The sequence below is a fragment of the SAR86 cluster bacterium genome (genome assembly GCA_023703575.1).
Classification (GTDB): domain Bacteria; phylum Pseudomonadota; class Gammaproteobacteria; order Magnimaribacterales; family Magnimaribacteraceae; genus Magnimaribacter.
In genome coordinates, this window is the sequence record CP097969.1 from 1 (window position 1) to 22763 (window position 22763).

At 36.8% G+C, this 22763-nt stretch carries 23 protein-coding genes; 14 read left to right on the forward strand and 9 right to left on the reverse strand.

The annotated features are described in order from the left end of the window. Positions 1–113: 113 nt before the first annotated feature. From dnaA to gyrB, 4 genes are read left to right on the forward strand one after another with little or no spacing between them, the layout of a single operon-like run. Positions 114–1475, forward strand: coding sequence for a chromosomal replication initiator protein DnaA (dnaA, locus tag M9C83_00005; protein ID URQ67414.1), 1362 nt, complete (start codon positions 114–116; stop codon positions 1473–1475). A 7-nt stretch (positions 1476–1482) separates the two neighbouring features. Further along, on the forward strand, positions 1483–2583 hold the full coding sequence (gene dnaN / locus M9C83_00010; protein URQ66619.1) for a DNA polymerase III subunit beta: 1101 nt from the start codon (positions 1483–1485) through the stop codon (positions 2581–2583). After that, positions 2583–3653: a DNA replication and repair protein RecF gene (recF, locus tag M9C83_00015; protein URQ66620.1), complete on the forward strand. Its 1071-nt coding sequence runs from the start codon at positions 2583–2585 to the stop codon at positions 3651–3653. Before dnaN ends, recF begins: the two co-directional genes overlap by 1 nt. Positions 3654–3673: 20 nt before the next feature. Then, positions 3674–6154 carry a DNA topoisomerase (ATP-hydrolyzing) subunit B gene (gene gyrB, locus M9C83_00020; protein URQ66621.1) on the forward strand — a complete coding sequence of 827 codons (2481 nt, stop codon included), beginning with the start codon at positions 3674–3676 and terminating at the stop codon, positions 6152–6154. A gap of 6 nt (positions 6155–6160) precedes the next feature. Here gyrB and M9C83_00025 read toward each other — a convergent pair whose 3' ends face one another. Genes M9C83_00025 through def form a run of 8 tightly spaced genes read right to left on the reverse strand, consistent with a single transcriptional unit; the run spans position 6161 to position 14008 of the window. Further along, a complete protein-coding gene (locus tag M9C83_00025) occupies positions 6161–6817 on the reverse strand; it encodes a 1-acyl-sn-glycerol-3-phosphate acyltransferase (GenBank protein URQ66622.1) in 657 nt (218 codons plus the stop codon). 35 nt (positions 6818–6852) lie between these two features. After that, on the reverse strand, positions 6853–7401 hold the full coding sequence (gmhB, locus tag M9C83_00030; protein ID URQ66623.1) for a D-glycero-beta-D-manno-heptose 1,7-bisphosphate 7-phosphatase: 549 nt from the start codon (positions 7399–7401) through the stop codon (positions 6853–6855). A gap of 6 nt (positions 7402–7407) precedes the next feature. Next, the gene (locus M9C83_00035; protein ID URQ66624.1) at positions 7408–8757 is read right to left on the reverse strand and encodes a glycine--tRNA ligase; all 1350 of its coding nucleotides are present in this window, start codon (positions 8755–8757) and stop codon (positions 7408–7410) included. 29 nt (positions 8758–8786) lie between these two features. Then, positions 8787–9650, reverse strand: a complete 864-nt coding sequence (locus M9C83_00040; GenBank protein URQ66625.1) for a lysophospholipid acyltransferase family protein — start codon at positions 9648–9650, stop codon at positions 8787–8789. Positions 9651–9670: 20 nt separating this feature from the next. Continuing rightward, complete coding sequence (locus tag M9C83_00045; protein ID URQ67415.1) at positions 9671–11080, reverse strand: TrkH family potassium uptake protein; 1410 nt, start codon at positions 11078–11080, stop codon at positions 9671–9673. A 44-nt stretch (positions 11081–11124) separates the two neighbouring features. Beyond that, positions 11125–12492 (reverse strand): Trk system potassium transporter TrkA, encoded by a 1368-nt coding sequence (trkA, locus tag M9C83_00050; protein URQ66626.1) that lies wholly within the window; start codon positions 12490–12492, stop codon positions 11125–11127. Between the two features lie 58 nt (positions 12493–12550). Continuing rightward, positions 12551–13501, reverse strand: coding sequence for a methionyl-tRNA formyltransferase (gene fmt / locus M9C83_00055; protein URQ66627.1), 951 nt, complete (start codon positions 13499–13501; stop codon positions 12551–12553). Between the two features lie 3 nt (positions 13502–13504). Beyond that, positions 13505–14008, reverse strand: coding sequence for a peptide deformylase (gene def, locus M9C83_00060; protein ID URQ66628.1), 504 nt, complete (start codon positions 14006–14008; stop codon positions 13505–13507). Positions 14009–14056: 48 nt separating this feature from the next. Here def and purE point away from each other — a divergent pair, with 48 nt between their 5' ends. The 7 genes from purE to M9C83_00095 all read left to right on the forward strand — a co-directional run bounded on the left by purE (position 14057) and on the right by M9C83_00095 (position 20256). Next, complete coding sequence (gene purE, locus M9C83_00065; protein ID URQ66629.1) at positions 14057–14551, forward strand: 5-(carboxyamino)imidazole ribonucleotide mutase; 495 nt, start codon at positions 14057–14059, stop codon at positions 14549–14551. A gap of 4 nt (positions 14552–14555) precedes the next feature. After that, entirely contained in the window at positions 14556–15089 is a 534-nt protein-coding gene (locus M9C83_00070) for a Sua5/YciO/YrdC/YwlC family protein (GenBank protein URQ66630.1), read from the forward strand. A gap of 2 nt (positions 15090–15091) precedes the next feature. After that, positions 15092–15907, forward strand: a complete 816-nt coding sequence (gene aroE / locus M9C83_00075) for a shikimate dehydrogenase (protein ID URQ66631.1) — start codon at positions 15092–15094, stop codon at positions 15905–15907. Between the two features lie 124 nt (positions 15908–16031). Beyond that, positions 16032–17180: a cytochrome c oxidase subunit II gene (gene coxB, locus M9C83_00080; protein ID URQ66632.1), complete on the forward strand. Its 1149-nt coding sequence runs from the start codon at positions 16032–16034 to the stop codon at positions 17178–17180. 12 nt (positions 17181–17192) lie between these two features. Beyond that, positions 17193–18779, forward strand: coding sequence for a cytochrome c oxidase subunit I (gene ctaD / locus M9C83_00085; protein ID URQ66633.1), 1587 nt, complete (start codon positions 17193–17195; stop codon positions 18777–18779). A gap of 1 nt (position 18780) precedes the next feature. Further along, the gene (locus tag M9C83_00090) at positions 18781–19329 is read left to right on the forward strand and encodes a cytochrome c oxidase assembly protein (protein ID URQ66634.1); all 549 of its coding nucleotides are present in this window, start codon (positions 18781–18783) and stop codon (positions 19327–19329) included. Positions 19330–19341: 12 nt separating this feature from the next. After that, the gene (locus M9C83_00095; GenBank protein ID URQ66635.1) at positions 19342–20256 is read left to right on the forward strand and encodes a cytochrome c oxidase subunit 3; all 915 of its coding nucleotides are present in this window, start codon (positions 19342–19344) and stop codon (positions 20254–20256) included. 4 nt (positions 20257–20260) lie between these two features. Here M9C83_00095 and M9C83_00100 read toward each other — a convergent pair whose 3' ends face one another. Then, positions 20261–20458: a DUF2909 domain-containing protein gene (locus M9C83_00100; GenBank protein ID URQ66636.1), complete on the reverse strand. Its 198-nt coding sequence runs from the start codon at positions 20456–20458 to the stop codon at positions 20261–20263. Positions 20459–20500: 42 nt separating this feature from the next. On the opposite strand from M9C83_00100, the gene M9C83_00105 reads away from it, so the two are divergent. From M9C83_00105 to M9C83_00115, 3 genes are read left to right on the forward strand one after another with little or no spacing between them, the layout of a single operon-like run. After that, on the forward strand, positions 20501–21193 hold the full coding sequence (locus tag M9C83_00105; GenBank protein URQ66637.1) for an SURF1 family protein: 693 nt from the start codon (positions 20501–20503) through the stop codon (positions 21191–21193). Positions 21194–21195: 2 nt separating this feature from the next. Beyond that, complete coding sequence (locus tag M9C83_00110) at positions 21196–21780, forward strand: hypothetical protein (protein URQ66638.1); 585 nt, start codon at positions 21196–21198, stop codon at positions 21778–21780. Positions 21781–21782: 2 nt separating this feature from the next. Then, positions 21783–22760 carry a COX15/CtaA family protein gene (locus M9C83_00115; protein ID URQ66639.1) on the forward strand — a complete coding sequence of 326 codons (978 nt, stop codon included), beginning with the start codon at positions 21783–21785 and terminating at the stop codon, positions 22758–22760. Positions 22761–22763: the final 3 nt, after the last annotated feature.

The window sequence follows — 22763 nt, forward strand, 5'->3', positions numbered from 1 at the left end:
TAAGACAAGCAAAATAATTAAAACAATATATTAACAAGTTATCCACAATAAAAATCTGTGTTTATACTGTGGATAACTTTATCAATCTATATATAATCGAACTCATGACCGAATTGCACTTTTGGGGAGAATGTAAGAAAACTTTAGAAAGAGATTTGCCTATCGAGGAGTATTCTACATGGATTGCACCACTAACTTTAGAACAAAACAATGGTTCAAACCCGCTTTCTTACAGTGTTTTAGCTCCAAACAAGTTTATATCTGATTGGGTTGAAGATAATTATGGAATAACCATCAAAGAAAGATTAAGCGCCATTACTAGCAAGAGTGACCTTAATCTTAATTTTGAAATCTTTGTTGACTACCACGACAAGCGCACCGATGAGGATCCAGAAAGTGATAGTGTTACACCTAAAATAACGACTAGATCGGCCAATTCTGAAGAGGCGCCTAAAAAAAGCAATTTAATTGACAGTTTCACTTTTGAAACATTTGTAGAGGGTAAGTCAAACCACATCGCATTGGCTGCTTCCAGACAAATAGGCGATGGTCTTAAAAATTCATATAATCCTCTTTTTATATATGGCGGCGTGGGACTTGGAAAAACTCATCTGATGCATGCAGTGGGAAATGAGATTTTGAAACAAGATCCAAAAAAGAAAATAGCTTATGTTCATTCAGAGAAGTTTGTGAGTGATATGGTAAAATCACTACAATTAGGAGCAATTAATGAATTTAAGCAACACTATAGGTCTTTAGATGCGCTATTGATTGATGACATTCAGTTTTTTGCAAAAAAGGAGCAATCACAAGAAGAATTATTTCACACGTTCAATTCTTTACTGGAAAAGGGAAGTCAAATGATTCTAACTTGCGATAAGTATCCTAAAGAAATAGAAGGATTAGAGGACAGACTAAAGTCGAGATTGGGATGGGGTTTGCCAGTCGTTATAGAGCCGCCTGAACTAGAAACAAGAGTTGCAATACTTTTAAGCAAAGCAAAGACTATGAACCATGAGCTCAATGAAGAATCTGCTTTTTTCATAGCCCAAAAAGTAAGATCGAATGTAAGGGAGCTAGAGGGAGCTCTAAAAAGAGTAATTGCGAACTCGAACTTTACTGGAAGACAAATAAGTATTGACCTTATAAAAGACTCTTTAAAAGATCTTTTAGCTATTCAGGCAAGGCAAGTAAGTGTAGAAAATATTCAAAAGACAACTGCTGAGTATTACAACATTAAAATGAGTGATATCCTCTCTAAGAGACGAAGTAGATCAGTTGCAAGACCAAGACAGATGGCTATGTTTTTGGCAAAGGAACTTACAAACTATAGCTTGCCTGAAATAGGCGAGTCTTTTGGCGGAAGGGACCACACAACAGTGATACATGCTTGTAAAAAAATAAATGAACTAAGGGCCACTAACTTGGATATAGAGGAAGATTACAGAAAGCTTTTACGGGTTTTAACTATATAATATAACAATGAAATTCATCACAGAAAAAGCACAAATAGTTGATTCTCTTCAAAATGCCGCAGCTGTAGCTGAGAGACGCCAAACAATACCTATTTTAGCAAATTTAAGGCTGAAAACAGTTAAAGGAAAATTAGAAGTAACTGCTACTGATTTAGAGATACAAATAAAAACTTATTCTGACTTAATTGAAATTCATGAGGAGGGCGAAACTACAGTCTCTGCAAGAAAAATGTCAGAATTATGTAGGTCATTGCCGGAAGGGGAAAATGTTAACTTTTCTCTATCAAATGGAAAACTGACCGTGAGTTCTAGTAATTTTCATGCTGATTTTGCAACAATTTCTTCAGATGATTTTCCTGAAATAGAGATCAATGAAGAGCAAACCCCAATTACTATCGAGTCCAGTGTTCTAAAAAGATTATTATCTAAAACGTCATTTTCTATGGCTTCACAAGATGTTAGATATTATTTAAACGGTATGCTTTTAGAGATAGAGGGCAATAAGATAAATGGAGTTGCAACTGATGGCCATAGATTGGCTTTTTCATCAGCAACAACTAATGATGCAGATTTAGATTTAAGAAATATTCTACCAAGAAAGGCAGTTCTTGAACTTTCTAAACTTCTTTCACCGAATGAGGGGACTGTAGAACTTCTAGTAGGCGCCTCCTATGTCGTTATACGTTCTGAAAACCTTAGCTTCTCGAGCAAATTAATAGATGGAAAATATCCAGACTACAATAAAGTTTTTCCAACAGGGGAGCCTCTGCCTTTAGAGATTAGCAAAGAAATCCTTCAATCCGCGCTCTCTAGAGCATCCGTTTTATCAAATGAAAAGTACAGAGGTGTAAGATTCCAATTATCTGAGGATAAACTTAAACTTACAGCTAACAACCCAGAACAAGAATCAGCAGAAGAAGAAGTAGATGTTATCTATAAAGGTTCTGAACTAGAAGTTGGATTCAATATAGGATATCTGTTAGATGTTCTAAATTCTATAGACAGTGAAACTGTTTCTTTTGAGTTCTACGGTGAAGACTCTAGTTGCATTATCAAGGAACAAAATTCTGAAGATGACGTGTATGTCATTATGCCAATGAGGCTGTAATGCCTCTTCAGAGGCTACACCTAAAGAACTTTAGGCTTTTTCACGATAAAACTTTAAACTTCTCTGATGGTATAAATCTAATATTAGGCGAGAATGGCTCAGGAAAAACAACAGTTTTGGAGTCATTAAATATATTATTAACTGGGAATTCTTTTCGAGCAAAGGAGACAAAAGAGTGTATTCATTCTGATAAAGAATTTTATAGTGTATCTGCAAAAGGTATATTTAAAGGCAAAGACCTTTCTCTTGTTGTTGAAAATAATCATAATAAAAGACTATTCTCAAAAAGAATGCTTGGAGGGCTGTCTATAAAAAAGGGTGAATTATATTTTTTGCAGGTTGTAATAGCTAAAAACCTTAAAATGATAGATGGTGAACCAGAAATAAGAAGGGAGTTTTTTAATGATCTTATGTTTCACGTGAAACCTGAGATAAAAAAGTTGCACAATGCCTATCAACATGTCCTTAAACAAAGGAATAGGGCTCTAAAGAAAAGGCTCTCTACCTCAGAAGTTTCCTTGTGGGGTAAGAAGCTATCAGCATTAGGTTTAGAACTCAGCCTGGAGCAATATAATTTTTTTAAGATATTTAAAGAGCATACAATAGAATCAATGGAGAAAAATGTCTCTGATGGCTCTTTTAATTACCTTGATAAATTAAGTTTAAATTTTTCCAAAGGTTGGGAACGTTCAAAGAAACTAGAAGAATCTTTGTTTGAAAGTCTAGAGAGAGATAAGGCATTGGGTTATACATCTAAAGGGCCGCATAGAATGGACTACATATTTACTGTAGATAATAAAAAAGCTTCCTCAAATCTTTCACGAGGACAACTTAAGATACTGATTTTATTAGTTTTTTTATCAAGCACAAAGCTTTTGAAAGACTTAATAGATACTGAAACTCTTCTTATGATAGATGATCTAGGGTCTGAACTAGATTTAAAAAACCTCACATCTATAGTTATGAAGATTCTTGAATCAGAGAATCAAATAATTTTAACAGGGATTGAGGGTGAAGAGATGCACAAATCCTTAAAAAAAATGACAAACTTTACACAGATTAATATCTAATTATGTATTAAAATATACATATGCCAACCAAGAAAAAATCTTCCGCATCAAATTCATCTAAAGCTACTAAAAAGCCACAAAAAAAAGCCACAAAAAAAGCTGAAGTTGAGTCTTATGATTCCTCGAGCATAACGGTACTGAAGGGATTAGAGGCCGTTAAAAAAAGGCCAGGAATGTATATTGGAGATACCGATGATGGAACGGGATTACATCATATGGTGTACGAGATAGTAGATAATTCAATTGATGAGGCGCTAGCTGGGCATTGTGATGAAATAACAGTAAAAATATTGTCAGATGATTGTGTCTCTGTCTCGGACAATGGGAGGGGTATTCCAACTGATATGCATGATGAAGGAATGTCTGCAGCAGAGGTAATCATGACAAAACTGCATGCTGGTGGAAAGTTTGATGATAATTCCTATAAGGTCTCAGGAGGTTTGCATGGCGTCGGTGTTTCGGTCGTTAATGCTTTGTCCCAAGATTTAAAACTAACTATTTATAGGGGTGGCAAAGTACATGAGCAAGAATACGCAGATGGTGCACCAAAAGGAAAATTAAAGGTAACAGGAAAAACTGATAAAACTGGAACTGAAGTTACATTCGTTCCATCGCCTACTACTTTTTCAGACATTATTTTTCAGTACGATGTTTTAGAGACAAAACTTCGAGAGCTGTCATACCTAAATGCAGGCCTTAAAATTATCTTAATTGATGATAGAAATTCTAAGAAAAAAGAATTTTTCCACAAAGGTGGATTAGCAGAATTCGTATCATTTTTGAACACAAAAAGAACAACTGTAAATTCTGTATTCCATTTTGTAAAAGAGGCAGCAGACGGCATAACCATTGAGGTATCACTGCAATGGAATGATGGCTATCAAGAAAACATTCAATGCTATACAAATAATATTAAGCAAAGAGACGGTGGGACTCACTTGGTAGGATTCAGGACAGCCTTAACAAGGACATTGAACAACTACATGGAAAAGGAGGGGATGAACAAAGAGAAGGTATCTACCTCCGGCGATGATGCCAGAGAAGGTTTAGTCGCTGTTGTCTCTGTTAAAGTCCCTGATCCTAAGTTTTCCTCACAAACCAAAGATAAATTAGTTTCATCAGAGGTAAGACCAGCAGTTGAGCAAGAAACCTATAAAGCCCTAACAGAATATCTTTTGGAAAATCCTGCAGAGGCAAAGCTAATCGCTACAAAAATAATTGAAGCTGCAAGAGCTAGAGAGGCTGCTCGTAAAGCAAGAGAACTTACCAGGCGTAAAGGAGTGTTCGAAGGCGGTGGCCTTCCAGGAAAACTTTCGGATTGCCAAGAAAAAGATCCTGCTAAAAGCGAAATATATTTAGTTGAGGGAGAATCAGCAGGCGGTTCTGCAAAGCAAGGACGTGATAGACATTTTCAAGCTATTCTTCCTCTGAAAGGCAAAATCCTCAATGTAGAAAAAGCAAGATTAGATAAGGTTCTATCGTCAGAAGAAATTATTATTTTAATCTCCGCTTTAGGTTGCGGGATAAAAGGAGAAGACTGGCAAGAAGAGAAATTGAGATATCATAGAATAATAATTATGACAGATGCTGATGTAGATGGGTCTCACATCAGAACTTTGATATTAACTTTGTTTTATCGTCAAATGCCTGAACTTATTGAAAAAGGCTATATCTATATAGCGCAGCCTCCTCTCTATAAACTCAAAAAAGGCAAACAGGAGACTTATGTCAAGGATGATTCGGAATTAAGAGAACTTCTAGTTGCGGAAATCTTGGATGACGCAAAGCTTGTATTAAATAAGAAAGGAGAATCAATTACAGGCCAGGCGCTTGGTAAATTTATTTCACAACACGAAAAGATACAAAGCATTCTTAGGGGCTTAACCCACATATATCCTGTAGAGTTGCTAGAAGGCGTGAAGCATACAGCCCAACTTAAGGGATTAGATGATAAAAAGGCATTAAAAAAATGGACATCAAGTATTGAAAAGTACTTAAACAAAAAAGCGGAACAAGGATCGTCTTGGAAAGTTGAAGCTATATCCCGAGAGGGCTCTGATGAATTAGAACCTAGAATCTCTTTAATAAAACATGGTACGGAGTCGGAATGGCATCTTAATAAAAGTTTCTTTAAATCTAAGGCATACAAAGACATTTCTAGTCATGGAGCAGATATGACAGATATGTTCAGTAAAGATGCTTATTTTGAAATTAATGGCAAGCAGATATACATTGATAACTTTGAACATGCTCTAGAAGAGGTTTTACAAATTTCTGAAAGGTCTTTTACAAAATCAAGATATAAAGGTTTAGGCGAAATGAATGCAGAACAACTGTGGGATACCACCATGAATCCCGACATGAGAATTCTTGGTCAAGTCACAATAGATGATGCTGCAACTGCTAGTTCACTTTTTGAGGCATTAATGGGTGATGAAGTTCAGCCACGTAAAGAATTCATAGATGAAAACGCAAAACTCGTCGTTAATCTTGATGTTTAGCTTGATCTAAGAATTTAGTTTTTTTTCTACCCACTTTCTTACATCTTTTGCTGATTGCCTTGAATCTTCAACATAAAAAGGCTCTCCAATAGTTAACGTAATTTTTCCAGGCTTTTTGATGAATTTATGTGCTGGCCAGCAATCTCCAGAGTTATGACATAATGGCAACACCATTACGCCATTTCTTTTCGCCAATTCAAAGCTACTCCTTGCATATTTTCCAACCATACCAGCTTCTACCCTGGTTCCCTCTGGGAACAATAAAACATACATTCCATTTTGCAATCTATTTGAGCCTTCCTCCAGAGTTTGCAAGATAGCCTCCTTAGGTTTGTTTCTATTAATAGCAATCGGATTTAACATTTTCATAGCCCACCCCCAAAGAGGAATGTACAGCAATTCTTTTTTCAGTAAGGTGCACATGGGATGAAAAAGATATTGCATCGAGTAGGTTTCCCACTGACCTTGATGATTAGAAACAATGACACAAGGCTCAGCTGGTAAGTTCTCTTTTCCAATAACTTCTACTTTAATCCCGCAAGATAAATGTAAAAACCAATTGGCAAACTTTGGCCACTGCGAAAAAAGTCTTAGTCTATTTTCCAGCCCTAAAAAAGGCCCGATCACACAGGCCAATAAGCTCGCTATTATTCCTGAACTCAAATAGCCAAGGTAAAAAATAGTCGATCTAACAACAATCACTTTTTAGAGTTTAAAATATATTCAGTAGCTTCAAGAAGGTCATTAAAACAATGCTCATCAGGCGGACTTATATCCGTTCCATACACCTTCTCTCCATAACCACCTGTTTTAATAAGCATAGGAACACAGCCATGTCTTCTCCCTGCCAAGATGTCCGAATCTTTATCACCTATAAAATGTTTTCCTTTGAGATCAACTTCAATAGTCTTCTCAATTTCTTCTAAGAGACCAGTCTCAGGTTTTCTACACTTACATTTAGTTTCAGGCGCATGAGGACAATAAGCGATGTGAGCAATTTTCCCTCCAGCTTCTTTGAGCAGATCCTCCATGTGGTTGTGAATTTTTAATAAATCAGCATCTGTAATAATTTTTTTCTCAATGCAAGCCTGATTAGTGGCAATCGCAACTTTAAAGCCATGTTTATTAAGAAGCGCAATAGCCTCCAAACTACCTTCAATAGGCTCAAAATCTTCCGGCTTAGTCACATAAGTCATGAGGTCAACATTAATGACCCCGTCCCTGTCTAAGACTACAACGTCATCCATTAATCTCTAAATCTTATAAGTTTGCGCTAAAAAGGTTCTAACTTCGTCTATTTTCAATCTTGTTTGATCCATTGTATCTCTATCTCTTATAGTTACCGTATTGTCTTCAAGAGTTTGAAAATCGACGGTGATACAGGCAGGTGTACCAATTTCGTCATGTTTTCTGTAGTTTTTGCCGATGTTACCAGTGTTTTCTAGAAGAACTCGTCCTTCAATTGTTCGCTGTAAGTCATTTTTTAGATCTACTGATGTCATTACTATCGAATTTTCATTTCTTTTTAGAGGAATAACAGCAATTTTTATAGGTGCAAGATGTGGTTTTAGAGATAAAACCGTTCTTTCTTTATTATTTTCAAGGCTCTCAACCTTATATGCTTCGTTGAGAATAGCTAAAAATCCTCTATCAACCCCAGCAGAAGGCTCAATTACATATGGAACCACCCATTGTTTAGTTTCTAGGTCTTGTATAGCAAGTTTTGCATTTGATTGAGTATTTTCTGCAACAGTTGCATCTATATTAAGGTCCTTTTGGCCTTTAGTATGGGATCCTAGATCAAAATCCGTCCTATTGGCTATTCCTTCCAGTTCCTCTAGACCATGCGGAAAGTTATACATAATGTCCACAGTAGCTTTAGAGTAGTGTGCCAACTCATCATCGGGAACATGATATATCTCCAAGCTCTCCTTGCTTACCCCCTGATCTTCCCACCACTGCAGCCTTAAATCAGTCCACTTTTTATGCCATTCCTCATCTTCACCTGGTTTTACAAAAAATTCGAGTTCCATCTGCTCAAATTCGCGTACTCTAAATATAAAGTTTCTTGGAGTTATCTCATTTCGAAATGCTTTACCCATTTGAGCTATCCCAAACGGAAGAGGGTGAGGGTTAGAATCTAGAACATTTTTAAAATTCGTAAAGATATTTTGAGCTGTTTCAGGTCTTAAGTAGGCAAAGGAATTTCCATCTTCAATTGGCCCAACATTCGTTTTGAACATTAAGTTGAATTGCCTTGGCTCTGTTAAATCTTCTTTCTTACAATAATCTGGTACTTGATCTGCTCTGAATCTTTCACCACAAGATTTGCAATCGACCAAAGGATCAGTAAACGTGTTTTCATGTCCAGAATATTTAAGGACAAGAGGGTTGGTTAAAATGGACGAGTCTATTCCTTCTATATCATCCCTTTCATATATCATGGATTTCCACCAAGATTTTTTTAAATTATTTTTAAGTTCAACTCCTAAAGGTCCATAGTCATAAAGGCCTTGTAGACCTCCATAAATTTCATTGGATTGATATATGAAACCTCGTCTTTTACATAAAGAGACTAAGTCTTCCATTGAGGCATTATTCATAATGTTAGTGAGTACTTACTATAGTTGAATTATATATCATATATGGAAGCTTTTTTTGTCCTCTTAAATTTCTTATACTCCCAAGCATATTGTCCAGGTAGTTTCATTATACATTTTTCAAACTCGTTATTCATTTTATCTACCCCTTCTTTGTCATCTGATGAAAAATCAATTTTGTTATGGAAATGAATAATAAATCCTTTCCCTTTTTCTTTTCTTTCACAATACATAAAGTGCGCAGCGCATTCAGTTCTTTGTTGTAATTTTGGTAAAAGATTCATGGAATAGACTTCATTATTAAAAAATATTGAGCTTATTCCGGCACCTCTTTTTGGTACTTGATCAGAAGCTACTGCTACCAATTTTTTATTATTTAAAGCTAATAGCATTTCTTTTATTCCACCTACATTTGTCTCTACCATTTTTACACCAGCGCTATTTCTTGAGTCAGTGATCACTTTATCCAAGTCTTTATTTTTTGGCGGAGTATAAGGAATCGTACAATCTGTATGCTGACCAAGAAAATTAATGATAATTTCTATATTACCGATGTGGGGCGTAAAGAGAAGAACACCTTTACCTGATGATAAAGAATTTTCAATTTCAGAAAAATTTTCAACATTTATAAACTTCTTATTTTTTTTATAATCCTTCTTGCCCCAAACAAGCCCTGTTTCAAGAAAATTCATTATGCTGTGAAACAAGCTATCTTTTAATACTGAATTAATTTGCGAGGGCGTTTTGTTAGAAAAGACTAATTCAAGATTAGCCCTAGAGATTCTCTTATGCTTATTTGGAAATAAGTATAGTAAAAGGGCCAAAACCTTACCTGTATAAAATAGTACTTTATAAGGAATTGCCTCTAAGCTTTTGATGATCAGTATGTACAGCAAATCGAGACGTGATAATTCACTTAATTCCTCCAAAAAGCTGGAGTAAATAGCAAAAGCATTGTAAATATTTCTAATCTTCCCAATAACATCGCCATGCAAAGTACTACTTTGGAGGAATCTGATATATTCATATAATTCTCAGCAACAATGCCCAGTCCAGGACCTAAATTATTCAAAGTAGCTCCTACTGCTGAGAATGCGCTTAGAAAATCCATGTTTTGAGACAATAGAAACATTAATATAATTAGAAAAGTAGCCACATAGACCGCAAAAAATCCCCATACAGACTCTGAAACCCTTGGGTCTAATGATTTCTTGCCAAACTTTATTGTCACAACTGCATTAGGGTGTATTAGCTTGGTTATTTCGCTTGATCCCTGCCTTAAGAGTATAAGGGCTCTTATGACCTTTATTCCACCACCAGTAGAACCTGCACAAGCTCCTATAAAGGCTGCAATGAGAAGCATGATTGGAACAAATAAGGGCCAATTAGAATAGTTAGAAGTCAGAAAACCAGAAGTTGTTCCAATAGAGACTGCTTGAAACACACTATCTACTATCATTTCATCATATATATTATTGCTATAGTAGAGGGTAAGATAAGTTATAAATGCTGTGCTAATTAATAGTGATAGATAGAGCTTTACTTCAGAGTCATAAAAATAGTGAAACAGCCTTTTTTTAGTCCATGCCAGGTAATGGAGAGCAAAATTTACTCCTGAAATAACCATAAACACAATCGCAGTCCATCTTAGGCTGCTGCTCTCAAAATATGCAAAATTCTCATCATGTGTAGAAAAGCCTCCAATTGAGATGGTTGAAAAGGCATGACATATTGCGTCATACCAACTCATGCCGAAATATTTATATAAAACTGAACATGATATTGTCATCAATACATAAACAAACCATAATGCCTTCGCTGTTTGAGTAATTCTGGGAGTAAGCTTCGCATCTTTAAGCGGTCCAGGAGTTTCAGCTTTGTATAGTTGCATACCTCCAACTCCCAATAAAGGAAGAACCGCAACAGCTAGGACAATAATGCCCATGCCTCCCAGCCACTGAAGTAAATGGCGGTAGAAAAGTAACGACCTTGGCATTTCATCTAAACCGACCAAAACTGTCGCCCCTGTTGTTGTTAAGCCTGATATCGACTCAAAAAGTGAATCTACATATGAAACTCCTTCTAAATCCGCTAAAAAGAATGGAATTGATCCGAAAAACCCTAGTACAGTCCAGAAATAAATAGTTATAATAAAACCATCTTTTGTTCTTAGATCTCCATCCTTTTCTGAAGACAAGAAAAAAAGAAAACATCCAATAATAAAAGTTATAAAGCCTGTAAAACCAAAGTTATAGATAAATTCGTTCTCTTCCAAGAAGTAAGCGAGAAACGCCGGAAAAAAAAGAGCAACTCCGCTAAATAGCATCAAAAGCGCTCCTAAAATACTAGTTGTGTATGGAAACTTCATTTCTATAAAGGAGAGAATGTTTCCTTGACTTGTTTTATGACTGATTTGTCCGTTAAAAATACGATAACATGATCGTTCTCCCTTAAATGTACGTGATCATGAGCTATCTTTCCTTTACTATCTCTTATTAAAGCGCCAATTGTTGCTCCTTCTGGTAAGGAAATTTCTCCTAACTCTTTACCGATACTACTTTCCTTTCCAGAAGGCGATTCTTTAGCTATTGCTTCGATTGCTTCAGCTGCTCCTCGGCGTAATGAGTGTACCTTTACTACATCTTTTCCCTCAATTTCTGCAATAAAAGTTCCAATTGTTATTTGGGAGGGAGCAATAGCAATATCTATACCCTTATCTTGAACAAGATCGACATAAGCTGGATTGTTTATTAGCGCTACAACTTTGTGTGCTCCCATGTCTTTTGCTAGAAGACATGACATAACATTTGCTTCGTCGTCATTCGTTACAGCTGCAAATACGTCGGTCCCTTCAATATTTTCTTCATGAAGCAAATGCTTGTCGCAAACATTGCCCTCTAGCACTATAGTTTGTTCCAACTTTTCCGATAATCTTTTTGCTCTCTTGTGGTCAGAATCAATGATCTTTACTCTGTGATTTTTTTCAATTCTTTTCGCCAGTCTACTGCCTATCTTGCCTCCACCAGCTATTATGACATTTTTATATGGATCCTCTTTTTTGCGCATTTCATTTACAACCTTTGATGCTTCACCTTTTTTTGATATGAAAAACACTTCATCTCCAGCACTTATAGTTGTTTGCCCTGTGGGCACAATTGATTGACCATCTCGAAAAATGGCAGCCACTCTTGAATCAACTTTTGGCATGTGTTTTTTTAGATCCCCAATTTCGTGTCCAATCATAGGGCCTCCATCTACGGCTTTTACGGCTACTAAATTTAGTTCACCTTGGCCAAATTCCATGACCTGTAAGGAGCCGGGAACTTCAATGAGACCTTCAATATGATCAGTAATGAGTTGCTCTGGGCTTATGTGTATATCCACTGGAATTTGGCCTGATTCCATAGCCTCTTTAGTTTTGCCTTTTAGATATGAAATTTCTCTGACTCTTGCAATGGTCTTTACGGAATCATTCAATACTTTAGATATCATGCAAGACACGAGATTGATCTCATCACTTCCTGTTACTGCGACAACCATGTCAGCTTCTTTAATTCCAGCTGTAACCTGAATGTTTGGGAAAGATGCACTGCCAAGGACTGTTTTTATATCTGCTTCTTCTTCTAATTTGTGCAGCTTGACAGGATCATTGTCTACAATGGTGAGATCATTTTCCTGAGACAACAGATCAGCGAGAGTGCTACCTACAGCTCCGGCCCCCAAAATGACTATTTTCACTAGTTTATATTAGACAACTTTTGTTCGATTATAATCCTATTTTTTCAATAAAGAATAATTATTGAATAGTAAGTTCGAAATTTCCATTTTTCTTAATCAGATCTAAGTATCCAGCAATAAAATCTTTGCCCGAAACTTTATTTTTTCCCTCCATTTGTATCTGCTCAATCAATATTGAAGAAGCATCCTTACAAAATACAACTAACTTATCGTCTTTCACGCTTATATATCCTGGATCATGTTTTATCCCTGATTCAATCCTCCTGGCCCTGTGTATCTTGACCCTTTTTCCTCCCAAAAAAGAATGAGTTCCATATTTGGAGCCTAAGGCGTTTATTTTTCTAATTATTTCTATTGAAGAATCCCCTTGCCAATCGATCTGTAAGAATTTCTTATCAATTTTAGGAGAAAATGTTGCTTTGTTTTCATCTTGAGCTTTATGCTTGATAGAGCCAGATTCGAGATTATCCAAAAAAGAAACTAAGTATTTTTCACTTAGTTGAATAAACTTTTCTTCAACTGTATGAAGTGTATCGTATTCTTTAAGTGAACATTCATGCATTTCATAAACTGGACCTTCATCCAAACCTTCTGACATTTCCATGTAACTTATCCCAATATTTTTGTCTCCTGACATAATTGCATGCTCCATTGGTGAGGCGCCTCTCCATCTTGGCAGAAGGGAGGCGTGAATATTTATGCAGCCATACTTGGGTAACTCTAATATTTTTTTTGGTACTAGCAGTCCATATGCAACTACTAATATAAGATCTGGAGTTATATTTTTTAAATCACTAAATACCTTGTCTATTCCAAGAGATTCAGGTTGATGGATACTTATGCCATTGTCTAAAGCGGTTTTCTTTACTGGACTAAAATTTATTTTTTTCCCTCGACCCGATTTCCTATCTGGTTGTGTCAGAACACTCAAGACTTCATGCTCAGACTGCAAGACTATCTCTAAATGTCTGGCAGCAAATTCAGGAGTTCCTGCAAAAATAATTTTCATGAGCTACAGTCCTTTAGCTTTTAAGAGCTTTTTTCTAATCATTTCTCTTTTGATGTTAGAGATAAAATCAACCATCATTTTTCCATCAAGGTGATCCATTTCATGTTGAATCACTACTGCCAAAAGGTCATTTGCCAAAAGTAAATTATTCTTTCCATCAATGTCGAGATATGAAATTTCTACTGAACTGGGCCTTTTTAGCTCTTCGTAAAATCCTGGAACGGAAAGGCATCCTTCAGAAAATATTTTTTTATTCGGATCAATAATTTTTATTATTTCGGGATTTATTAATATCAATGGCTCGTCTTTAGACTCACTTATGTCCAAAACAATAACTCTTTTGTGAACATTGACCTGAGTAGCTGCTAAACCTATACCTGATCCTTGATACATAGTTTCTAGCATGTCTTGGGTAAGTTTCTTAATGGAATCGTCAACTACCTCTACAGTTTTAGCAACTGTACGTAGACGGGGGTCAGGGAAAATTAGTATTTTTAATAATGCCATTATTTAATTTCAATATATTAGTATACAATTTTTGTTTTGGAGAAAACTGTGACTGTAACCGTATCAATACTAATAGGGTCCGAATCAGACTTGGACTTAGCAAATAAATGTTCTGAAACTCTGGATTCACTTTCAATTTCAAATTCAATTCAAGTTCTTTCGGCTCATAGAACCCCATCTCTTCTTGAAACTCATATAAGAGAATGTGAAGCAGGCGGTACTAAAGTCTTTATTGCCATGGCCGGATTGGCAGCGCACCTAGCAGGTGCTGTAGCTTCTAAAACAGTTCTCCCTGTCATAGGAGTTCCAGGTGATGGGGGCCCCTTAAGCGGCATGGATGCTCTTTTATCCACCGTACAAATGCCAAAAGGTATTCCGGTAGCAACCGTAGCAATAGGTTCCGCTGGAGCAATTAATTCTGCCTATTTAGCTGCACAAATGTTGGGTATGGAGTCTGCTGAAATGAGAGCAGCATTGTTGAAAGTAAGAGAAGACGGCATACAAGCAATAAAAGCATCAAATAAAAAGCTAGAATCTTCTTAGCAGGATGAGCTCTCTTGGCTCTGTTCTTGAACACTTAGAGTGCGGAAAAACGATTGCTTATCCAACAGAAGGAGTGTGGGGCTTGGGATGCGACCCTCAAAATCAGGATGCAATTGAAAATCTATTAAAACTTAAGGCGCGTTCTCACGAAAAGGGCTTAATTTTGATTGCTTCAAAATTTGAGCATTTCCTGAATTTTGCTTACGTAGAAGATTACAAAGATAAACTACTAACTAAATGGCCCGGACCCCATACTTGGTTAGTCCCATCAAAACCAAATTTGAGTCCTCTTATTAGGGGCAACAATGAGAAGGTTGCTTTAAGACTTAGCAATCATGAGATTGTATGTAATTTATGTGATGCTTTTGCTGGACCAGTTGTTTCAACTTCGGCTAATAAAGAAGGGCAACCCACTTTAAATGGACCACATGAGATTTTAGAATATTTTCCTGAAGTTAAAGTGCTAAATGGCAAATTAGGAGGCCTTGAAAAACCTTCTACCATTCAAGATGTCGTCACGGATATAATTCTCAGGTAGTTATGACAGAATTAAAAAAGTTTGCAGTAATAGGCAGTCCAATCGATCACTCCCTTTCTCCCAAGATACATTCAATTTTTGCAAAAGAATTAGGTATAGAAATTACTTACGAAGCAATAAATGTTGAACCGATGCATTTCGATTCCTCTGTTACTAGACTTTTTGAAGAGGGGTATGCAGGACTAAATGTTACTTTACCGTTAAAAGAATTAGCTTTTAAACTTGCCGATGAATTAAGTGATGAGTCTAATTTGTCCGGATCGGTCAATACCCTTTGGAAAGAAGATGGCATTATTCACGGTGATAGTACAGACGGAAAAGGCCTTATTAGAGACCTTCAAGAAAAGAAAATAAATCTCAAAAATAAGGAGATAGTCATTTTGGGAGCTGGTGGATCCGCAAAAGCGATTATTCCAAGCTTGCTTAAGGAAGATCCACAAAGAATAAGCATCGGTAATAGAACGGTTTCAAAAGCTGAGGAACTCTTAGAGAGCTTTTCCTCTTTCAGAAATAAAATGAATCTTTTTCAAATGACCGATAATTTAAATTTTAAGCCTGAAATTCTTATAAATAGTACTTCTGCGGGAATACAGAATCAAAGTCTTGAATTACCTTCGGATATACTGACAAAAGACATGTGTATTTACGATCTTTCTTATTCTTTTGAAGACACACCTTTTCTAAAGTTAGCGAAGTCTAAGGGTATAGAAAATTACCATGACGGAATAGGGATGTTAGTTCATCAAGCTGCACTAAGCTTTAAAATCTGGACCGGGCAAACGCCTATTTCCAGTATAAATAAAGCCGAGCTTTTATAGCATTTTTCTTGTTTATAAACTTTAAATAAGTTTAACTTTTAACTATTGTTTGAGGTATCTGATTGGTTTAGAATACGCTCGCTGTTCGGTACGCCCACCTACAAAAATAAATATATAAAATTTAATGGCTTATATTAGAAAAGTTTTCACAGGGTTTATCTTTGTATTACCTCTCATATTTTCATCGCTTATTTTTTCCGAAAGTTCAGATTACAACATGCCGATTGGTGTGACTGATGTTAGTGAGAGTATCTTTGGTCTCCACATGCTCATATTTTGGATATGCGTTGTTATTGGAGTAATAGTTTTCTCGATAATGTTCTGGTCCTTATGGAAGTATAGAAAATCCAAAGGAGCAGTTGCTGCAGATTTTGACGATAATTTTTGGTTGGAAATAGGTTGGACTGTAGCTGCAACCCTAGTTCTTGTCTGGATGGCTGTTCCATCTACTCAGGTAATGGTTGAAGCGTATGATGATGCTGAAGGTGAAATAAACATACTTATAACGGGTCATCAGTGGAAATGGCATTATGAATACCTAGAAGATGAGGTCGGTTTTTTCAGCAACTTATCTACTAGCCAAGAGCAAATAGATGGGGAAGTGCCAAAGGGAGAGTTTTACTTAAGAGAGGTTGATGAACCTTTAGTTATTCCAACAAATACGAGAGTTAGATTTTTAATTACTGGAAATGATGTTATCCATTCATGGTGGGTACCTGACTTTGCAGTAAAACAGGACGCAATACCTGGTTTCATAAATACAGCTTGGACAAATGTACCCGAACCAGGAATTTTTAGAGGGGCCTGCACAGAACTCTGTGGTATTAAACATGCTTTCATGCCTGTTGTGGTAAGGGCTGTTGAAAGAGAAGAATTCGATGCATTTATAGCTGAGAAAGTGGCCTTAGCTGAAGAAGAAAGGATGCTTACCTCAAAGGTTTGGACTAAGGACGAGCTTATGGCAAGAGGTGAAAGTTTTTATGCCACAAATTGTGCAGCTTGCCATCAGGCCAATGGACAAGGTATACCGCCAGTATTTCCTTCTTTAGTGGGCAGCCAAATTACTATGTTTGACAGCAATAAACACATTGAAATATTAATGGAAGGAGTGCAAGGGTCGGCAATGGCAGCCTTTGGGGAATCATATAGTGAAGTAGATATAGCCTCAGTTATAACTTACACAAGACAAGCTTGGTCTAATGGCGAAAAAGGAGATGGTGTTATTGTTACTCCACAAGATATCGTCGCATACAAAAATAGAATTGATTTATAAAGGAAATAAATTATGAGTACAGTAGTAGAATCACACGACCACGGACATCACGGTCCGGCAAAAGGCCTTTCTAGATGGCTTTTTACAACAAATCATAAAGATATAGGTACTTTGTATTTATGGTTTAGCTTTATCATGCTCTTTATTGGCGGTGCCATGGCAATGGTAATAAGAGCTGAGCTTTTTCAACCAGGACTGCAGATAGTTCAGCCTGAATTCTTTAATCAAATGACCACTAACCATGGTCTGATAATGGTTTTTGGCGTAATCATGCCAGCTTTTGTAGGACTTGCTAACTGGATGTTGCCTATGCAAATAGGAGCACCTGATATGGCTTTACCAAGATTAAACAATTTGAGTTTTTGGTTGTTGCCAATGGCTTTCGGTATATTAATTTCAACCTTGTTTATGCCTGAAGGTGGACCAAACTTTGGATGGACTTTCTATGCACCTCTTTCAACAACTTATGCTCCCTCTACCGTTAACTTTTTTATTTTTTCAGTTCACATAATGGGCGTGTCATCGATATTAGGCTCGATAAACATCATTACAACTATCTTCAATATGAGAGCGCCTGGAATGACTTTAATGAAAATGCCTCTTTTTGTTTGGAGCTGGTTAATAACAGCTTATTTGCTAATAGCGGTTATGCCAGTTTTAGCAGGTGTTGTAACCATGATGTTGATGGATATAAATTTTGGTACAAGTTTCTTTAATGCTGCCGGCGGTGGTGATCCAGTTTTATTTCAACATGTCTTTTGGTTCTTTGGTCATCCAGAAGTCTATATCATGATCTTACCAGCTTTTGGTATTGTTTCTCATATCATTGAGACCTTCTCTAGAAAGCCAATTTTTGGATACTCTTCTATGGTATATGCCATGGCTTCAATAGCCATTTTATCTTTCGTTGTCTGGGCTCACCATATGTTTACAGTCGGTATGCCTCTAGCAGGAGAGTTATTCTTCATGTACTCAACAATGCTAATTGCTATTCCTACCGGTGTGAAAGTTTTCAATTGGGTTGCAACAATGTTTAGAGGCTCAATTACATTTGAAACACCAATGTTATTCTCAATTGCTTTTGTGGCTTTATTTACAATTGGCGGATTCTCAGGATTAATGCTTGCAATAGTACCTGCAGACTTCCAGTATCATGATACTTACTTTGTAGTAGCACACTTTCACTATGTTCTAGTGCCGGGCGCACTATTTGGAATAATAGCAGCTGCATACTACTGGCTACCTAAGTGGACAGGAAATATGTACGACGAGACTCTTGGAAAATTACATTTTTGGCTAACATTTATATCTGTAAATGTTACTTTCTTCCCAATGCATTTTGTTGGATTAGCTGGAATGCCTAGACGATATCCTGACTATGCACTGCAGTTTGCAGACTTCAATGCTTTAATAAGTGTTGGCGCCTTTATGTTTGGCTTAACTCAGCTTTTATTCTTATTTATTGTTATTAAAACAATCAGATCAGGTAAACAAGCCAAGCCTGAGGTTTGGGAAGGTGCAGGAGATTTAGGTCTGGAGTGGACGTTAAGCTCACCTCCTCCTTATCACTCTTTTACAGTTCAACCGCAAGTAAAATAGTTTGGAAGCAACAAAAACATTACGTAATCTAATAGGTATCGTCGTAGGTATGTTTGCCTTCGGTTGGTTGCTCGTCCCCATGTATGACGTGTTTTGTGAGATTACTGGATTGAATGGAAAGGTAACTGGCCCGAGTTCTTTGAGTCAAGAATCACTTGCAATCACTGAACAGAGAGAACTCCTAGTTCAGTTTATGACACATAACAACGAATCTATGCCTTGGTTCTTTGATTCAGAAAAATCTCAGATGAGAGTCATCACTGGAAATCAATATGAAGCTACTTTTGTTTTCCACAACACAACCGCAAAAGAGATGGTTGGGCAGGTAATTCCGAGTGTTTCACCGGGTAGAGGCGCTGAGTATTTCCATAAAACTGAATGTTTTTGTTTTGAGAGACAAGTTTTAGCTGCAGGAGAAAGAATCGAACTGCCTGTAAGGTTTATAATCGATCCTGCCCTGCCTGAAGAAATAGGATCTTTGAGCCTAGGCTACACACTATTTGATATAACAGACAGAGTGCAACCGGAAAAAGAAATAGCTAAATTATAAAAAGGGGAGATTATGTCACAACAAGCTTATTACGTACCTGAATCTAGTAAATTACCTTTTGCGATGGCTATAAGCCTACTTGTGTTTATCATCGGTGCAGCGAAGACAGTTATAGATGCCGGAACGGATTCCAACTCATACATGATACTGCTTCTTTCATTCGCAATGATATGGGTAACAATGTATTTCTGGTTCAAACAGACGATTATAGAAAACCAAGCTGGGTTAAATAACCCTATGCTCAAGGATTCATATGTATATGGAATGGCTTGGTTTATTTTTTCAGAGGTAATGTTCTTCTTTGCTTTCTTTTTTGCTTTAGCTTACATAAGAAACTTTGCCGTTCCATGGTTGGGTGGCGAAGGAGAAAAGGGTCTAGCGAACATGTTATGGCCTGGATTTGAAGCAAGTTGGCCTTTGATGATAACTCCTGATCAGGCAGTATTTGCTGGCCCTGAAAAGGACATGTCTCTCGCCACTGCATATGCCTCTGGCGGCTTAGGAGGTGTTTTAGGGTGGTTACCATTATGGAATACAGTACTTTTGTTAACTTCAAGTCTGACAGTTCACATAGCCCATTTAGGACTAAAGAACGGAAACAGGAAACAATTTAATCTTTGGCTTGGTGCAACTTTAGTACTTGGCTATGCTTTCGTAGTAGTACAGGGCATTGAGTATTATGAGGCCTATACCCATTACGGTTTAACACTTAATACGGGTATTTATGGAACCACATTCTTCATGCTTACAGGCTTTCATGGTTTTCATGTATGTCTCGGTGCAATAATTTTAACGATAATGCTTTTTAGGAGTTTAAAAGGACACTTTTCTTCTGATGATCATTTCGGTTTTGAGGCCGGGTCATGGTACTGGCACTTTGTAGACGTTGTTTGGGTTTGCTTAGTCGCTTTTGTATACGTAATGTAAAACGTTAAACACCAGGTCCAATTTGCCCAGTTATAAAACCATAAACTAGAGTTATAAATAGAACTACAGCAATAGAAACTCTGACGCCCAAGCTATGAACGGTTCTTTTGGAAGATCCTCCATCTTTTATTAGAAAGAAGGCACCTCTGAATAGACTAATAAACATAGCTACGATTAGGAATAATATAAAGTATTTGATCATCTGAAAGGACGTGAATTATACACTTAGGATGACGAAAAAAATATGAGTAAATTTAGTCCAGGAAAATTAATGACTGCATTTGTAGTATTTTTTTTCCCTATCTTAATCTACTTGGGTTCATGGCAAGTAATGAGAGGGCTAGAAAAAAAAGACATAGTTAATCAACATTATGAAAATAAATCTTTACCAGTTATCAGCGAAAAAGAAATGGCTACTTTAAATTCTGAAAACCTGATTTATCGAACGGTGAATCTTGAAGGAGAATATCAATCTGAGTCTTATATATTGGACAACAGACTATATAGGCAAGAAGCAGGTTATGAGATTTTTACTGCCTTTGAAACATCCGAAAAGAATCTTTTTCTTATTAACAGAGGATGGGTTTCAAAAGAAGATTACGAGAATGGAACGGAGGAAGCTGAAGGAAAAGTCACTATTCAAGGAGTTCTTTCACCGTTCAAGAGATTTGGATTAAATTTGGTAGATCAAATATATCTAGATGGCTGGCCAAAGCTTGTTCAGCAGGTGGATTATGAAACAACAAAAAATGATATAGGCAATTCAATAAATGAATCTGTGATTCAATTATCTGCGGCCTCAGCTGGGGCTTTTGAACCGATTTGGAAACCAGTTGATTTAAAACCATCCAGGCATTTTGGATATGCACTGCAATGGTTTGGATTGGCATTAGTTTTAATTTGCTCATATTTTTACTATGGATATAAAAAGGATTAAGTATGATCATTAGTAAACAAAATTCCGGAAGAATAGTTGCATCCTTAATTTTTCTTACCCCTATAATTGTACTCTTTGCTAGTTCGGCTTTGTTCTATAGCGGTTATTCTCCTCAAGGAACTGTCAATAAGGGGACATTGCTCGAGGACCCAATACAGCTAAGTGAGCTGAAGCTTGATATTGATTCTGGGCCTTTGAAAGATGAGTTCCCAGGAAAATGGTCAATCGTACAATTTGTTTCAGGGGACTGTTTAGGAAAATGCTGGGATACACTCTATTCTTCAAGACAAATCAATATAAGACTTGCGAAGAATAGCGATAGAGTGGTCAGATATTTAATAAATATCGGTACTAATAATTTGTCCAGCCAATCTATTGAAAAGATAACTGAGGAATACCCTTTACTCAATACTGGAACAATTCACCCAGAGCTATTGCCCTTATCCGTCTCGGAAAAATTACAAGACTCTCCTTATATCTTATTCGATCCTCTAGGGAATGGGATACTCATTTATGACTCCACCTTACCTAGTGGCGAATTATTAGAAGATATTAAGAAAGTCCTTCAAAACTCAAAAATAGGATAAAAATGGAACGAATTAAAACACTTTCGCTTTGGTCGGGTATTCTCGGCTTTGTAGTCGTTGCGCTTGGTGCTTGGACTAGGCTTGCTGATGCTGGATTAGGATGTCCTGACTGGCCCGGTTGTTACGGTTTTGTAACAATCCCTGTCAGTCCTGAAGAGATTGACATTGCTAATGCCAAATTTCCAGACACTCCCTATGAGGTAGCTAAAGCCATTCCCGAGGTAGTCCATAGATATTTTGCAGCAGCACTGGGTTTCATGATTCTTTGTATTGCATTTCTAGCTTTTCGCTATAAAGATTTACCTTCGGATGTAAGAAAGCTAAGTTTCTTCTTAATCGCTTGGGTGATTATGCAAGGAACTTTTGGTTATTGGACAGTTAGCCTGAAGTTATGGCCACAAGTTGTAACGACACATCTTATGTCAGGCTTCTTAACTACTGGACTTTTATGGTTGCTGTATTTCAAAACAAAGGATCGTTTACAAAACAGAGCAACATGGGATTTTAGTGCAACAACAAAGAAATTATTTAATGTCTCTATCGTATTAGTGGCAATTCAGATATTTTTAGGAGCCTGGACAAGCACAAATTATGCTTCTTATTCGTGCGTAGACTTCCCTTTATGTCAAGGACAGGTTCTGCCTGAATCAAATTTCAAAGAAGGATTTAATTTTTTTCAAAGCATTGGTCCAAATTATCTTGGAGGACAATTAGATCATGAGTCTAGGGTGGCCATTCATATTACGCATAGATTTGGAGCAGTTATAGTCACTGCTTTCCTCTTATTCTTGAGTTATCACCTATACGTAAGAAGGTTTGCTCTTCTTTCAGTTGGACTTATAAGCTTTTTGACTTTGCAAGTACTGCTTGGAATCTCAAATGTTATTTTTGCGTTGCCACTATTAATAGCTGTAGGTCATAACCTAGGTGGGTTATTATTGATAACTTATCTGGGAGTCCTACGACTTAGAGAAACATAATTT